This is a genomic window from Streptomyces sp. AC555_RSS877 (assembly GCF_019049245.1).
Lineage (GTDB): Bacteria > Actinomycetota > Actinomycetes > Streptomycetales > Streptomycetaceae > Streptomyces.
Genome location: NZ_JAGMUK010000060.1, coordinates 258,025 through 272,741, shown reverse-complemented (window position 1 = coordinate 272,741; position 14,717 = coordinate 258,025). Strand labels below are relative to the sequence as shown.

Sequence of the window (14,717 nt, the reverse complement as noted above, 5' to 3'; positions counted from 1 at the left end):
ACGGGTCAGGCGGCGGGCGCCGTCCCCTCCTGCTCCGCCTCGATGCGCGCGTTCCAGTCCCGCTTGGAGGCCTGCCAGCCGTCCTCGTCGTGGCCGAGCCGCCAGTAGCCGGAGATCGACAGGTCCTCGCGGGCGACCGCGCGCTCCACCCGCAGGAGATGGCGCAGCTGCTTCACGAAGTGCGCCTCGCCGTGCACGAACGCGTGCACGCGGCCTTCCGGGAACTCAAGGGCCCGTACCGCCTCGGTCAGCGCGTCGCCGATGCGGCCCTCGCCACGGTGCAGCCAGACGACCTCCACATCGGAGTCGATCTTCTGCTCTTCCTCCGGACCGGAGACCTCGATGAAGGCGTGGGCGCGGGCGCCGGCGGGCAGCGCTTCCAGGGAGCGGGCGATCGCGGGCAGGGCGCTCTCGTCGCCGACGAGCAGATGCCAGTCGGCGGCCGGGTCGGGGGCGTAGGCGCCGCCGGGGCCCATGAACCACACGGTTTCACCCGGTTGGGCGCGCAGCGCCCACGGTCCGGCCAGGCCCTCGTCGCCGTGGATCACGAAGTCCAGTGTCAGCTCGCGGTGTTGGGGATCCCAGGCGCGGACCGTGTACGTCCGGGTCACGGGCCACTGCTCGCGCGGGAACTCCTCGCGAATCCGCTGCAAGTCGAAGGGCTCGGGGTAGGTCGCGCCATCCGCCGGGAACAGCAGTTTCACGTAGTGGTCCGTGCAGGTGTCCGGGGCGAAGTGGGCCAGCCCCTCGCCGCCGAGCACGACGCGCTGCATGTGCGGGGTCAGCCGTTCGGTCCGGACGACCTGTGCGAAGTGGGGCTTCCGCGGCTGTCGTCCCGGTCGTTCTGCCATGACGGCCTCCCAGTTCCCTTTGCTTAGGCTTACCTAAGTTAGCACTTCCCCCCAGTGAACACCCCCCACATGAGAGGTTGGTAAGCAAACACCTCTTCAAGAAAACCCCCGGGGCACCGCCTACGCGACAAGCGTCGCGAGCAGCCGCTGCAATGATCCACCCAGCCCCCAGCGGGCCGCCAGCTCCTTCAGCGCCACGGCGTCGCGCGGCACCCGCGGCAGTGCCGTGTCGACCTCCGGCAGCGGAACGTCGTCCGCGACCTTGACGACCTTCGGTGCCACCGCCAGATACGGCCGTGACTCGTCCAGACGCCTGCGCTGCGTCGGGGTGAGCTTCGCCCTGGGGTCGTCGATCGCGGCGATGATCCCGGCCAGGTCGCCGAACTCGGCGAGCAGTTTGGCCGCGGTCTTCTCGCCGATGCCGGGCACCCCCGGCAGGCCGTCGCTCGGGTCGCCGCGCAGCAGCGCAAGATCTGCGTACCCTCTGCCGTCGACCCCATACTTCTCCCGCAGCCACGCCTCGTCCGTCAGCTGCAGCGTGCCGACGCCCTTGAGCGGGTACAGCACGCGCACCCCGCGCCCGTCGTCCACCAGCTGGTACAGGTCGCGGTCGCCGGTGACGATGTCGACGGGGCCCTCGGCCCGGGCGGTGAACGTGCCGATCACGTCGTCCGCCTCGTACTCGGCCACGCCCACGCGCGCGATGCCCAGCGCGTCGAGGACGGCCTCGATGACCGGCACCTGCGGTGAGAGCGTGTCCGGCACCTCCTCCTCGTCGGGGCCCGCCGCGTGCTCCTCGGCGACGCGGTGGGCCTTGTAGGAGGGGATCAGCTCGACCCGCCAGTGGGGACGCCAGTCGGCGTCCATGCAGGCCACCAGGTGATCGGGGCGGTGGTCCTTGACCAGGCGGTCGATGAACTCCAGAAGTCCGCGCACGGCGTTCACCGGCGTGCCGTCCGGGGCCTTCACGGAGTCCGGCACGCCGAAGTAGGCGCGGAAGTAGAGCGAGGCGGTGTCGAGGAGCATCAGTCGTCCGGTCACGCCACGCATCATGCCGTACGCCACGGACAGAGACGTGTCGGCGACGCAGCGCTTACCGCGCGTAAACGTCCTGTGAACTGGACCACCTGTGCGTTTGACCCGTACCGGCCAGGGCAGGTGCGGCTTCCGGAGCGATGCCGGTTGCGCATTCAACTGTCAGTGGCCCTTCGCCTCCGCGTTCCTGGCCGTCGAGACAAGAGGTACGCGTGTCATCCAGACTTGAGGCCGAAGCGCTCTACAAGGTGTTCGGCAGACGACCGGACGAGGCAGTCGAACGGCTCCGGCAGGGCGCCGACCGGGAGGAACTGCGTGCCGACGGCACCACGGCGGCGGTGATCGACGCCTCCTTCACGGTGGAGCCCGGCCAGATCTTCGTCGTGATGGGCCTGTCCGGATCCGGCAAGTCCACGCTGCTGCGCATGCTCAACGGCCTCCTGGAGCCGACCGCGGGACGTGTCCGCTTCGACGACCAGGACCTCACCGCGCTCACCGACCGCGATCTGCGCGCGGTCCGCGCGAAGAAGATCAGCATGGTCTTCCAGCACTTCGCGCTCTTCCCGCACCGCAGCGTCCTGGAGAACGCGGCCTACGGCCTGTCAGTCCAGGGCGTGCCCCGCCGCGAGCGGGAGGCGCGTGCCGCCGAGGCCCTGGCCATGTGCGGCCTGGACGGCTGGGAGAAGTCCTGGCCCGACGAACTGTCCGGCGGCATGCAGCAGCGCGTGGGCCTGGCCCGCGCCCTCGCCACCAACGCCGACCTGCTGCTCATGGACGAGTCCTTCAGCGCGCTCGACCCGCTGATCCGCCGGGACATGCAGGACCAACTGCTCCAGCTCCAGCAGACCCTGAAGAAGACGATCGTCTTCATCACCCACGACCTCAACGAGGCCATGCGCCTCGGCGACCGCATCGCCGTCATGCGCGACGGCCGCATCGTCCAGAACGGCACGGCCGAGGACATCCTCATCCGCCCGGCGAACGACTACGTGGCCTCCTTCATCCAGGACGTCGACCGCTCCCGCGTCCTGACCGCGTCCGCCGTGATGGACACGGACGTGCGGGGCGACGAGGGCCGGTGTTCGTGCGAGACCGCGACGCCCGACACGCCGTTCGCCGAACTGTGCGCGATCAGCGCCCGTGTGACACACCCCGTGACGGTCCTCGACGCGGAAGGCGCACCCGTCGGCGTCGTACCCAGACAGCGGCTCGTCGGGTTCCTCGGCGACGAGCAGGGCGCCCCGGTGGCCTGCGACTCCCCCCGGGACAAGGGCGGGGACAAGGTGGTGTCCCGTGCCTAGGATTCCGCTCGGCGACTGGGTCAACGACGCCGTCGACTGGCTGCTCGGCCACATGGCCTGGCTCTTCGACTTCCTCAAGACCGTCTTCACCGGTACCTACGACGGCATCAACGCCGTCCTCCAGGCGCCCGAACCCCTGATCCTCGCGGCCATCTTCGCCGTGCTCGCGTTCTGGCTGCGCGGCACGCTGGCTGGTGTGCTCACCTTCGCGGGATTCGCCTTCATCGACTCCCTCGAACTGTGGGACAACGCGATGGTGACCCTGTCGCTCGTCCTCGTCGCCACGCTCATCGCGCTGGTGATATCCGTGCCGGTGGGCATCTGGGCGGCACGCTCCGACCGGGTCAGCGGACTGGTCCGGCCGGTGCTGGACTTCATGCAGACGCTGCCCGCGATGATCTACCTCATCCCGGCGATCCTGTTCTTCGGCACCGGCGCATCCGCGGGCATCGTCGCGACCCTGATCTTCGCGCTCGCTCCCGGGGTGCGCATGACGGAGCTGGGCATCCGCCAGGTCGACAAGGAACTGGTCGAGGCCGCCCAGGCGTTCGGCACCACCCCGCGCGACACACTGCTGCGCGTCCAGCTGCCGCTCGCGCTGCCCACCGTCATGGCCGGCGTGAACCAGGTCATCATGCTGGGCCTGTCCATGGCCGCGATCGCCGGCATGGTCGGCACCGGCGGCCTCGGCGGCGACGTCAACCAGGCCATCGGCCAGCTCAACATCGGCCTCGGCTCCGAGGCCGGCGTCGCCATCGTGATCCTCGCGATCTACCTCGACCGCATGACCGGCGCCCTGGGCGTCCACGTCTCCCCGCTGGGCCGCCGCGCCGCCGCCAGGGCACGCGCCGCGCAGGGCGTGAAGGTCTGGTCGTACCGGCCGCGCCCGCAGATCGCCGTGGTCGGCATCGTCGTCCTCGCCCTCGTGGCGGGCGGCATGGGCGTCTTCGGCAACAGCACGGGCGGCTCCACGGCCGTCGCCGACGGCAAGGACGTCGGCCAGGGCAAGAAGATCACCATCGGCTACATCCCGTGGGACGAGGGCGTCGCCTCCACCTACCTGTGGAAGGAGATCCTGGAGGAGCGCGGCTTCCAGGTCGACACCAAGCAGTTCGACGCCGGCCCGCTCTACACCTCCCTCGCCCAGGGCAGCGTCGACTTCCAGACCGACGCCTGGCTGCCGACCACCCACGAGCAGTACTGGAAGAAGTACGGCGGCGAGCTCGAGGACCTCGGTGCCTGGTACGGCCAGACCTCCCTGGAGCTGAGCGTGCCCTCCTACATGAAGGGCATCGACTCGCTGGCGGACCTCAAGGGCAAGGCCGCAACCTTCGGCGGGAAGATCACCGGCATCGAGTCCAGCGCCGGCATGATGAGCCTGCTCAAGAGCAAGGTCCTCAAGGAGTACGGCCTGGACAAGGAGTACCAGGTCGTCGACAGCTCCACGCCGGCGATGTTGGCCGAGCTCAAGCGGGCCTACAGCAAGAAGGACCCGATCGTCGTCACGCTCTGGTCGCCGCACTGGGCGTACAGCGACTACGACCTGAAGAAGCTCAAGGACCCCAAGGGCGCCTGGGGCAAGGGCGACGGCGTGCACACGGTCGCCCGCAAGGGCTTCGCGGACGACAACCCGGTCGTCGGTGAGTGGCTGAAGAACTTCACGATGGACGAGAAGCAGCTCACCGGCCTCGAAGCCGAGATCAACAAGGCGGGTGAAGGCAAGCAGCAGGACGCCGTCCGCGCCTGGCTGAAGAAGAACCCCGGCCTCGTCGACAAGCTGGCCCCGCTCGCGAGCGGCTCCGGCGCCACCCCCGCCGAGGCCAAGAACCCGATCGACGTGGCCTGGTTCCCCTGGGACGAGGACATCGCCGTCACCTACCTGTGGAAGAACGTCCTGGAGCGGCGCGGCTACCGGCTGAACCTCAAGCAGATGGACGTCGGCCCGGTCTACACGGGCCTCGCCTCCGGTGACCTCGACCTCAACTTCGACGCCTGGCTGCCGTACGCGCAGAAGAACTACTGGGACAAAAGCAAGGACAGACTCGCGGACCTGGGCACCTGGTACGAGCCGACCTCGCTGGAGATCGCGGTGCCCTCCTACGTCAAGGGCGTCACGTCCTACGAGGACCTCAAGGGCAAGGCCGGTCTCTTCGACGGGAAGATCATCGGCATCGAGCCGGGCACCGGCGAGATGAACCTGCTCAAGACCAAGGTCCTGCCCGGCTACGGCCTGGACAAGGAGTACGAGGTCGTCGACGGCTCCACGCCGGCGATGCTGGCCGAACTCAAGCGCGCCTACGCCAAGAAGGAGCCCGTCGCGGTCGTCCTGTGGTCGCCGCACTGGGCGTACAGCCAGTACGACCTCACCAAGCTGAAGGACGACAAGAAGTTCTTCGGCGAGGGCAACACGATCCGCACCATCTCCAACGAGAAGTTCCCCGGGGAGTACCCCCAGCTCACGAAGTGGATCAAGAACTTCAAGATGAGCGAGGACGAGCTCGGCAGCCTGGAGGCCGAGATCAACGAGCGCGGCCAGGGCCACGAGGAGGAAGCGGTCGCCGCGTGGCTCAAGGAGCACCCGGACATGGTCGGCCGGATGACCCCGCGGTAGCCGCCGCACCGAAGCCGCCCGAGGGGCGGGCCTCCCCACGCGTCCTGACAGCGTGTGGTGAGGCCCGCCCCTCGGGTCATGTCCGGACCCCCTCCGCGAGCGGGATCCGGCCAATCACACAAAGTCACCGACCTCTGGCCCCGGCCACCGTCCGGCCTGCTGGTCGGCCCCTTCGTCCCGCGGGGGACGACTACGTCCGGCGACCGTGGGGAGCCGATCACCTGGCGCGATCTGTGAGGTCCGGTGACAGGTGGTGTGTCCGCGATGTGACGGGCGCATGAAACGGTTTGGCGAACATGCGTAGGGTGCAGAGAAGTCATCAGGAGCAGTGAGTCCGAACCGTGGCGCGAGGGAAGCGGACCGACGAGCCGAGGAGGGAGCCGAGCGATGGGCGACCACAAAGAACAGCCCCTTCGGGTGGGCGCGGCCGTACGGCGTCGGCGCCGGGCGCTGGAGCTCACCCTCGCCGTCGTGGCCGAGCGCAGCGGGCTGTCGGTCCCGTTCCTGAGCCAGGTCGAGAACGAACGCGCGCGCCCCAGCCGCAGCTCCCTCGAAAAGGTCGCCGACGCCCTGCGCACCACCGCGGTCGAACTCCTCGCCGCCGCCGACCCGGCGTGCAGCGTCGACGTCGTGCGCCTGGAGGGAACCGAGGCTCCGCCGCTCGAACCCCGGATGCGCTCCCTGGTGCGCGGTCACCACCAGATGCACGCCTCGGAGTTCACCGGCGACCACGACGCGGGCCGTGAATTCCAGTACCGCAACGACCAGTTGATGTACGTCGCCGACGGCGGCGTCGAGATCGAGGCCGAGGGCCGCGCCTACCGCCTCGGCCGCGGCGACACCCTGTACCTGACCGGTGGCGTCCGGCACCGCTGGCGGGCGACCGTGGCCGAGACCCGCGTGGTCGTCGTCGCCGTGGCCGAGCACATCGAGGCGGTCCAGGACCGGCCGCGCCGGTGAGGGTCGTCTCGCTCGTCCCGTCCCTCACGGAGGCCGTGGCCGAGACCGGCACCCTGGTCGGCGCCACCGACTGGTGCACGCACCCGGCCGGCCTCGACGTGGTGCGCGTCGGCGGTACCAAGAACCCGAAGGTCGACCGGATCGTCGCCCTCGCCCCCGACCTGGTGATCGCCAACGAGGAGGAGAACCGCGTCCCCGACCTGGCCGCCCTGCGAGAGGCGGGCGTCGAGGTGCTGGTGACCGAGGTGCGGGACGTGCCGCAGGCCCTGCGGGAACTCCGGCGCGTGCTGTGCGCCTGCGGGGCGAGGACCAGCCCTCGCTGGCTCGACGAGGCCGAGGAAGCCTGGTCGGCGCCACCGCCGCCCGAGCACCGCAGGACAGCGGTCGTCCCGATCTGGCGGCGGCCGTGGATGGTCCTGGGCCGGGACACCTTCGCAGGCGACGTCCTTTCCCGCCTGGGCGTCGACCACCTGTACGCGGGACACGCGGAGCGCTATCCGCGCATCCCCGTCGAGGAGCTGCGGGCCGCCGCCCCGGACGTCGTCGTCCTGCCCGACGAGCCCTACCGCTTCACCGCCGACGACGGCCCGGAGGCCTTCCCCGGCCTGCCCTGCGCGCTGGTCAGCGGACGGCACCTGACGTGGTACGGGCCGTCGCTGGCCGAGGCGCCGCGGGTGCTGGGCGAGGCGCTGCGAGCAGCGAGCCGCTGAGCAGGCCGCGCGCTGTGTGCACGGCGGCGATGGCCCAGGCGGCGACGAGGACGCCGTACAGGACGACGGCGAGCCAGTCGTAGGCGAGCAGCCCGGTGTGCCGGGCCAGCGTCTCCGCGCCGGTGACGCAGGTGCCCACCGGGAAGGTGAACGCCCACCAGGTCATCGCGAAGCCCATGCCCTGCCGCCGGGCGCGCAGGACGTGCACGGCGGCCAGTGCGCACCACAGCAGGGCGAAGCCCAGGACGGGAACGCCGTACAGGACCGCGAAGACGCCGAAGCCCGCGCCGTACGGAGCCGGTACGACTCCCGGCGCCACGTCCGCGAAGTGGCCGGCGGCGGTCGTGGACTGGCCGAGCGGGCCGAGCACCAGGAACAGGGTCGGGGTGAGAACGAGGGGCAGCGGCGCGCCGGCGATCAGCCGGGCGAAGACCATCGGCAGCACGGCCAGGGTCGCGAGCAGGCTCAGCACGAACATCGCGCAGCAGGCGAACAGCAGGGTCTCCCGCGGCTGACCGGGCGGCAGGTGCGGCACCAGGAGCGGCCCGAGCGCGGCCGACACCATGGGCGCGACGACGGGCAGCAGCCACACGGGCGTCGCCTGACCGGGCTCCACGCGATGGCGTACGGCCAGCAGGTACGGCACGGCGACGGCCGCCGCCAGCCCCACGACCGTACCGGCGGTGAACAGCACGGCGTCGACGGCCACCGCCGCCTCGGTGCCGATCCAGTCCCGGCCGAGGGTGAGGGTGCCGCCGCCGACGGCGAGCAGGGCCATGGCGAGGCAGCCGTAGAAGGGGGCCGTGGCCGGGTCCAGGAGGTGGGCGCGGGCCTGGTCGCGGTGGTGCCTCCAGTGCAGGGCCCGGGCGCCGAGCAGGGCCAGGAGCAGTGTCAGGGAGAGGGCCCAGACGGCGGTGCAGACGGTGCGCAGGCCGGGGACCTGGAAGGGCAGGCCGGCTCCGGCGGTGGCGACGATGGCGGTGCCCATGACGCAGGCGTACCAGTTCGGTCCGAGGTGGCGGACGGCGAGGGCGCGCGGCGGGTGTGCGGTGGCACGGGGGAGGGGCCGGGCTGCGGTGACCATGTGTCCACCGTCTCGCCGGGGACGGGCCGCTACCAGGGAGTATGTCCCTATGAGGACATAAGCTGTCTTTATGAGCGACGATGCGGAACAGGAGAACTCCCGGTACGAGGTGGGCGGCTCGCTGTCGCACCGGGTGCCGGAACTCGGGGCGCTGGAGCTGCTGCTGGCGGTGGCCCGGCTCGGAAGTCTCGGCCAGGCGGCGCGCGAGCTGGGCATCACGCAGCCGGCGGCCAGCAGCCGGCTCCGCTCGATGGAACGCCAGCTGGGAGTGGCGCTGGTGGACCGTTCGCCGCGCGGCTCCCGGCTCACCGACACCGGGGCGCTCGTCACGGACTGGGCCCGGCGGATCGTGGAGGCGGCCGAGGCGTTCGACGCGGGGGCGCAGGCGCTGCGGGACCGGCGGGACTCGCGGCTGCGAGTGGCGGCGAGCATGACCATCGCCGAGTACCTGCTGCCGGGCTGGCTGCTCGCCCTGCGCGCCCAGCGGCCGGACACCGCGGTGTCACTGCTCGCGGGCAACTCGGCGGCGGTGGCGGAGCGGTTGCTGTCGGGCGAAGCGGACCTGGGGTTCGTCGAGGGGCTCAGCGTCCCGACCGGCCTGGACTCCGTGGTCATCGCCCACGACCGCCTGATCGTGGTGACGGCGCCGGGGCATCCGTGGGCCCGCCGTCGCCGTCCACTGGAGGCGTCGGAGCTCGCGGTGACGCCGCTGATCCTGCGCGAGAAGGGCTCCGGCACGCGGCAGGTCCTCGACAGGGCACTGGGCGGCCTGGCGCGTCCGCTGATCGAGCTGTCCTCCACCACGGCCGTGAAGGCGGCGGCGGTGAGCGGGGCGGGGCCGGCGGTGCTGAGCGAGTTGGCCGTGCGGGAGGAGCTGGCGATGCGGCGGCTGGTGAGCGTGCCGGTGGCGGACGTGTCCCTGGCCCGTGACCTGCGGGCGGTGTGGCCCACGGGGCACCGGCCGGTGGGACCGGCCAGGGAGCTGCTGTCGCTCACGCGCGGGTAGGAGGGCGCCGCTGCGGGCCTGCGCTACGAGGAGGCCGCCTCGACCAGCGCCCGCATGACCCGTACGTCCTCGCCCATCTCCGGATGCCACTGCACACCCACCACCCAGCAGGACCCCGGAAGTTCGACCGCCTCCACCGTCCCGTCCGCCGCGTGCGCCGAGACGATCAGGCCCGTGCCGAGACGGTCGACCGACTGGTGGTGGAAGGTGGGCACCGACGTCTCCTCCGGGGCGATGTCGCCGTACACCGTGCCGGGGACCGGCTTCACGGAGTGCCGGCCGAAGACCCCGGGCTGCACCGCGTGCCCGTCGATGTGCTGGACGAGGGTGCCGCCGAGGGCGACGTTCAGCAGCTGCATGCCCCGGCAGATGCCCAGCAGCGGGATCCGCGCGGCCAGGGCCGCCTCGATCAGGGCGAGTTCCCAGGCGTCCCGGGCGCGGGCGGGCGGCCCGGTGCGGGGGTCGGCCCGTGCGCCGTAACGGACCGGCTCGACGTCCGGGCCGCCCGCGATCACCAGGCCGTCGAGACGGGCGACGGCCGCTGCGGCGTGCTCCGGGGCGTCCGGCGGGAGCATCGCGGCCAGCCCGCCCGCGTGCTGCACCAGCCGGGGGTACCCGGCGGGCAGCAGCGCCGCCTCCAGCTCCCACACGCCCCAGCGCGCCCCGGCCTCCAGGTATGTACTGACACCGATCAGCGGCCTGCCCGGCATGCGCTCCTCCGACCCCTCAATGGATTTGAGTCAAACCTTTTCACCACGGCAGATCTCCTGCTCAGGCCAGGAACCCCCGCAGCAGCGCCGCCGTGCCCGCGCAGTGCTCCCGCATCATCTCCCGGGCCCCGTCCGCGTCCCCGTCGAGGACCGCCTCGACCAGCGCGGCGTGCTGGCGCTGGGAGTGCTCCAGGTTGCGCACCAGCAGCGGGATGCAGCCGAGGAGGTCGTTCACCGAGGCACGTACCGCCGCGTACCGCGCGGTCAGCGTCGGCGAGCCGCACAGCTCGGCGAGTGTGAGGTGGAGCAGCGTGTCCAGGCGCCGGTACTCGGACAGCGGCGCGTCCTGCGTGGCGGCCAGCGCCTCCCGCAGCCGCTCCGCCTGCTCCGCCGACAGCCCGTGCGTCGCGCACAGCCCGGCCGCACCCACCTCCAGAACCTCCCGGAAGCGGAGTACGTCCTCGATGTCGACCTCGGCGATCCGCCGCCGCAGCTCGTCCTCGCCACGGGCGTCCGCACGCGGCAGCACGAACGTTCCGCCGTACCGCCCGCGCCGCGACTCCACCAGCCCCTGGTCCTGGAGCACCTTCAGCACCTCGCGCAGGGTGACCCGGCTGATCCCGAGCCGTTCCGCCAGCTCCCGCTCCGCGGGCAGCCGCTCCCCGCCCGGCACCAGACCGAGCCGTACGACCTGGAGGATCTGCTCCAGTGCCTCCTCGAAGCCGTTGCCCGCCCGCACCGGGCGCAGCACCGGTGTCAGCCGGTCCTCCGGGCCGCCGCCGTCAGCGTCCACCGCCATGTGGCCGTGCCCCCTTCCCAAGCAATGGTTCTCCGCAATACCTTATGGCTTCCGGCTGACCGACGAAGCCGAAGGAGGCTTTCCCGTGGCAGACCGCACACCCCCGCTGAGCGTCGAGGAGCTGCACACCCTCGTCGCCGGCGGTGAGATCGACACTGTCGTCCTGGCCTTCCCCGACATGCAAGGGCGGCTCCAGGGCAAGCGGTTCGCCGCCCGTTTCTTCCTCGACGAGGTCCTGCACCACGGCACCGAGGGCTGCAACTACCTGCTCGCCGTCGACATCGACATGAACACCGTCGACGGGTTCGCCATGTCCTCCTGGGACCGCGGCTACGGCGACTTCGCCATGCACCCCGACCTGTCCACGCTCCGCCGCGTCCCCTGGAACGCCGGTACGGCGATGCTGGTCGCCGACCTCGCCTGGACCGACGGCTCCCCGGTCGTCGCCGCTCCCCGCCAGATCCTGCGCCGCCAGCTGGAACGCCTGGCCGAGCACGGCTTCACCGCCCAGGTGGGCACGGAGCTGGAGTTCATCGTCTTCAAGGACACCTACGAGCAGGCGTGGGACGCCAACTACCGCGGGCTCACCCCGGCCAACCAGTACAACATCGACTACTCGGTGCTCGGCACCGGCCGCATCGAGCCCCTGCTGCGCCGCATCCGCAACGAGATGGGCGCCGCCGGACTCACCGTCGAGTCCGCCAAGGGCGAGTGCAACCCCGGCCAGCACGAGATCGCCTTCCGCTACGACGACGCCCTGGTCACCTGCGACCAGCACGCCGTCTACAAGACCGGCGCCAAGGAAATCGCCTCCCAGGAGGGCGTCTCGATCACCTTCATGGCCAAGTACAACGAGCGCGAGGGCAACTCCTGCCACATCCACCTCTCGCTCGCGGACGCGGCCGGAAACAACGCCATGGCGGGTTCCCCGCAGGACCAGGGCGGCATGTCGGAGGTCATGCGCCACTTCCTCGCCGGACAGCTGGCCGCACTGCGCGACTTCTCCCTCCTCTACGCCCCCAACATCAACTCCTACAAGCGGTTCCAGCCGGGCTCCTTCGCCCCGACGGCCGTCGCCTGGGGCTACGACAACCGCACCTGCTCACTGCGCGTGGTCGGCCACGGCCGCTCCATGCGCTTCGAGAACCGGCTGCCCGGCGGCGACGTCAACCCGTACCTCGCGGTGGCCGGGCTCGTCGCGGCCGGACTCCACGGCATCGAGCAGAAGCTGGAGCTGCCCGAGGCGTGCTCGGGCAACGCCTATTCCGCCGGGTTCGAGCAGGTGCCGACCACCCTGCGCGAAGCCGCCGAGCTCTGGGAGAACAGCCCGATCGCCAAGGCCGCCTTCGGCGACGAGGTCGTCGCCCACTACCGCAACATGGCCCGCGTCGAACTGGACGCCTTCGACGCCGCGGTGACCGACTGGGAGCTGCGCCGCTCCTTCGAACGCTTGTGAGAGGTTCTGCCGTGTCCTACGAGCACGAGCTCCAGGTACTCAACCCGGCCACCGAGGAGGTCGTCGCCACCGTCCCGGCCGCCACCGCCGCCGACGTGGACGCCGCCGTCGTACGCGCCACCGCGGCACAGGCCCGGTGGGCCGCCCTCGCCCCCGGGGACCGCGCCCGGTTGCTGCGCCGGTTCGCCGTCGCCGTCGACGAGCACCGAGAGGAGCTGGCCCGGCTGGAGGTCCGGGAGGCCGGCCACACCGTCGGCAACGCCCGCTGGGAGGCGGGCAACGTCCGCGACCTGCTCGACTACGCGGCCGGGGGAGTGGAACGGCTGACCGGACGCCAGATCCCGGTCCCCGGCGGCCTCGACGTCACGATCCTCGAACCCCTGGGTGTCGTCGGCGTCATCGCCCCCTGGAACTTCCCGATGCCGATCGCGGCCTGGGGCACCGCCCCGGCGCTCGCCGCCGGCAACGCCGTGATCCTCAAGCCCGCCGAGACCACCCCGCTGACCGCCCTGCGCCTGGCCGAACTCGCCCTGGAAGCCGGTCTGCCCGAAGGACTGTTCCAGGTGCTGCCCGGTCACGGCCCCGTCGCGGGCAACGCGCTCGTCGAGCATCCGGGCGTGGCGAAGATCGTCTTCACCGGGTCGACGGCCGTGGGCAAGCAGGTGCTCGCCAAGGGCTCGGCCCTGCTCAAGCGCGTCACCCTCGAACTCGGCGGCAAGAGCCCCAACATCGTCTTCGCCGACGCCGACCTCGAAGCCGCCGCCACAGCGGCTCCCATGTCCTTCCTCGACAACTCCGGCCAGGACTGCTGCGCCCGCACCCGGATTCTCGTCCAGCGCGGCGCGTACGACCGCTTCCTGGACCTGCTGGCCCCGGGCATCGAGTCGGTCCGCGTCGGCGACCCGGCCGACGAGCAGACCCAGATGGGCCCGCTGATCTCCAAGTCCCAGCTGGACCGCGTCCGTTCGTACGTCGACGCCGACGCGCCCGGCATCCGCGGCAAGGCCCCCGAAGGCCCCGGATTCTGGTTCCCGCCCACCGTCCTGACCGGCGTCGACCCCCACGCGCGCGTGGCCGTCGAGGAGGTCTTCGGCCCCGTCGCGGTCGTCCTGCCCTTCGAGGACGAGGCGGAGGCCGTGGCCCTGGCCAACGCCACCGACTACGGCCTGGCCGGTTCCATCTGGACCCGGGACGTCGGCCGCGCCCTGCGCGTCTCGCAGGCCGTCCGCGCCGGCAACCTGTCCGTCAACTCGCACTCCAGCGTCCGCTACTGGACACCCTTCGGCGGCTTCAAGCAGTCCGGCATCGGCCGCGAGCTCGGCCCGGACGCCCTCACCGCCTTCACCGAAACCAAGAACGTCTTCATCAGCACGGAGGGCCCCGCACAGTGACCGCATCGACTGACGACATCGTCTGCCGCCGCCTCGTCGGCCGTACCGCCGTCATCACCGGAGCCGGCAGCGGCATCGGTCTCGCCACCGCGCGCCGGCTCGCCTCCGAGGGCGCCCACGTCGTCCTCGGTGACGTCGACGAGACCCGCGGGAAGGCGGCCGCAGAGGAGGTCGGCGGCACCTTCGTGAAGGTCGACGTCACCGACCCCGAGCAGGTCGAGGCGCTGTTCAAGACGGCGTACGACACCTACGGCAGCGTCGACATCGCCTTCAACAACGCCGGCATCTCCCCGCCCGACGACGACTCCATCCTGGAGACCGGCCTGGAGGCATGGAAGCGCGTCCAGGAGGTCAACCTGACCTCCGTCTACCTGTGCTGCAAGGCCGCCATCCCGTACATGCGGCGCCAGGGCAAGGGCTCCATCATCAACACGGCGTCCTTCGTGGCCCGGATGGGAGCGGCGACCTCGCAGATCTCGTACACGGCCTCCAAGGGCGGTGTTCTCGCCATGTCCCGGGAACTGGGCGTGCAGTTCGCGCGGGAGGGCATCCGGGTCAACGCCCTGTGCCCGGGACCGGTCAACACCCCCCTGCTCCAGGAGCTGTTCGCCAAGGACCCCGAGCGGGCCGCCCGCCGTCTCGTGCACATCCCGGTCGGCCGGTTCGCCGAGGCCGAGGAGATCGCCGCCGCCGTCGCCTTCCTGGCCAGCGACGACTCCTCCTTCGTGAACGCCTCCGACTTCCTGGTGGACGGCGGAATCTCGGGGGCATACGTCACGCCCCTGTAGCCCGCGTCCTACAGT

At 71.3% G+C, this 14,717-nt stretch carries 13 protein-coding genes; 8 read left to right on the top strand and 5 right to left on the bottom strand.

What is annotated here, in order from left to right; all coding sequences use genetic code 11:
• Window positions 1–5: 5 nt before the first annotated feature.
• Both KUM49_RS28030 and KUM49_RS28025 read right to left on the bottom strand, forming a co-directional pair.
• Entirely contained in the window at window positions 6–851 is an 846-nt protein-coding gene (locus KUM49_RS28030) for a siderophore-interacting protein (RefSeq protein ID WP_217239737.1), read from the bottom strand.
• Between the two features lie 120 nt (window positions 852–971).
• Window positions 972–1,901, bottom strand: a complete 930-nt coding sequence (locus tag KUM49_RS28025) for a 5'-3' exonuclease (protein ID WP_254401900.1) — start codon at window positions 1,899–1,901, stop codon at window positions 972–974.
• Between the two features lie 197 nt (window positions 1,902–2,098).
• Between KUM49_RS28025 and KUM49_RS28020 the strand changes: the two genes are divergently transcribed.
• The 4 genes from KUM49_RS28020 to KUM49_RS28005 all read left to right on the top strand — a co-directional run bounded on the left by KUM49_RS28020 (window position 2,099) and on the right by KUM49_RS28005 (window position 7,468).
• Window positions 2,099–3,187 carry a glycine betaine/L-proline ABC transporter ATP-binding protein gene (locus KUM49_RS28020; protein WP_217239735.1) on the top strand — a complete coding sequence of 363 codons (1,089 nt, stop codon included), beginning with the start codon at window positions 2,099–2,101 and terminating at the stop codon, window positions 3,185–3,187.
• Window positions 3,180–5,798 (top strand): ABC transporter permease/substrate binding protein, encoded by a 2,619-nt coding sequence (locus KUM49_RS28015; RefSeq protein ID WP_217239734.1) that lies wholly within the window; start codon window positions 3,180–3,182, stop codon window positions 5,796–5,798. Before KUM49_RS28020 ends, KUM49_RS28015 begins: the two co-directional genes overlap by 8 nt.
• 387 nt (window positions 5,799–6,185) lie before the next feature.
• Window positions 6,186–6,758, top strand: coding sequence for a helix-turn-helix domain-containing protein (locus tag KUM49_RS28010; protein ID WP_217239733.1), 573 nt, complete (start codon window positions 6,186–6,188; stop codon window positions 6,756–6,758).
• On the top strand, window positions 6,755–7,468 hold the full coding sequence (locus tag KUM49_RS28005) for a helical backbone metal receptor (protein ID WP_217239732.1): 714 nt from the start codon (window positions 6,755–6,757) through the stop codon (window positions 7,466–7,468). Before KUM49_RS28010 ends, KUM49_RS28005 begins: the two co-directional genes overlap by 4 nt.
• Here the strand turns inward: KUM49_RS28005 and KUM49_RS28000 are convergent.
• Complete coding sequence (locus KUM49_RS28000) at window positions 7,380–8,552, bottom strand: TDT family transporter (protein WP_217239731.1); 1,173 nt, start codon at window positions 8,550–8,552, stop codon at window positions 7,380–7,382. The genes KUM49_RS28005 and KUM49_RS28000 overlap by 89 nt on opposite strands.
• A gap of 70 nt (window positions 8,553–8,622) precedes the next feature.
• Here KUM49_RS28000 and KUM49_RS27995 point away from each other — a divergent pair, with 70 nt between their 5' ends.
• A complete protein-coding gene (locus KUM49_RS27995) occupies window positions 8,623–9,558 on the top strand; it encodes a LysR family transcriptional regulator (RefSeq protein ID WP_217239730.1) in 936 nt (311 codons plus the stop codon).
• A 23-nt stretch (window positions 9,559–9,581) separates the two neighbouring features.
• Here the strand turns inward: KUM49_RS27995 and KUM49_RS27990 are convergent, their stop codons facing one another.
• Together KUM49_RS27990 and KUM49_RS27985 are read right to left on the bottom strand one after the other, a co-directional pair.
• Complete coding sequence (locus KUM49_RS27990; protein WP_217239729.1) at window positions 9,582–10,268, bottom strand: gamma-glutamyl-gamma-aminobutyrate hydrolase family protein; 687 nt, start codon at window positions 10,266–10,268, stop codon at window positions 9,582–9,584.
• A gap of 61 nt (window positions 10,269–10,329) precedes the next feature.
• Entirely contained in the window at window positions 10,330–11,067 is a 738-nt protein-coding gene (locus KUM49_RS27985; RefSeq protein ID WP_217239728.1) for a FadR/GntR family transcriptional regulator, read from the bottom strand.
• 85 nt (window positions 11,068–11,152) lie between these two features.
• Between KUM49_RS27985 and KUM49_RS27980 the strand changes: the two genes are divergently transcribed.
• From KUM49_RS27980 to KUM49_RS27970, 3 genes are read left to right on the top strand one after another with little or no spacing between them, the layout of a single operon-like run.
• Complete coding sequence (locus tag KUM49_RS27980) at window positions 11,153–12,523, top strand: glutamine synthetase family protein (RefSeq protein WP_217239727.1); 1,371 nt, start codon at window positions 11,153–11,155, stop codon at window positions 12,521–12,523.
• A gap of 11 nt (window positions 12,524–12,534) precedes the next feature.
• Window positions 12,535–13,914, top strand: coding sequence for an aldehyde dehydrogenase (locus KUM49_RS27975; RefSeq protein ID WP_217239726.1), 1,380 nt, complete (start codon window positions 12,535–12,537; stop codon window positions 13,912–13,914).
• Entirely contained in the window at window positions 13,911–14,702 is a 792-nt protein-coding gene (locus tag KUM49_RS27970; RefSeq protein ID WP_217239725.1) for a 3-oxoacyl-ACP reductase, read from the top strand. The genes KUM49_RS27975 and KUM49_RS27970 overlap by 4 nt, the downstream gene beginning before the upstream one ends.
• Window positions 14,703–14,717: the final 15 nt, after the last annotated feature.

Coding starts and splice junctions, on each gene's coding strand:
- KUM49_RS28000 (WP_217239731.1), bottom strand. CDS start 8,552: ATGGTCACCGCAGCCCGGCCCCTCCCCCGTGCCACCGCACACCCGCCG.
- KUM49_RS27995 (WP_217239730.1), top strand. CDS start 8,623: ATGAGCGACGATGCGGAACAGGAGAACTCCCGGTACGAGGTGGGCGGC.
- KUM49_RS27985 (WP_217239728.1), bottom strand. CDS start 11,067: ATGGCGGTGGACGCTGACGGCGGCGGCCCGGAGGACCGGCTGACACCG.
- KUM49_RS28030 (WP_217239737.1), bottom strand. CDS start 851: ATGGCAGAACGACCGGGACGACAGCCGCGGAAGCCCCACTTCGCACAG.
- KUM49_RS28010 (WP_217239733.1), top strand. CDS start 6,186: ATGGGCGACCACAAAGAACAGCCCCTTCGGGTGGGCGCGGCCGTACGG.
- KUM49_RS28025 (WP_254401900.1), bottom strand. CDS start 1,901: ATGCGTGGCGTGACCGGACGACTGATGCTCCTCGACACCGCCTCGCTC.
- KUM49_RS27990 (WP_217239729.1), bottom strand. CDS start 10,268: ATGCCGGGCAGGCCGCTGATCGGTGTCAGTACATACCTGGAGGCCGGG.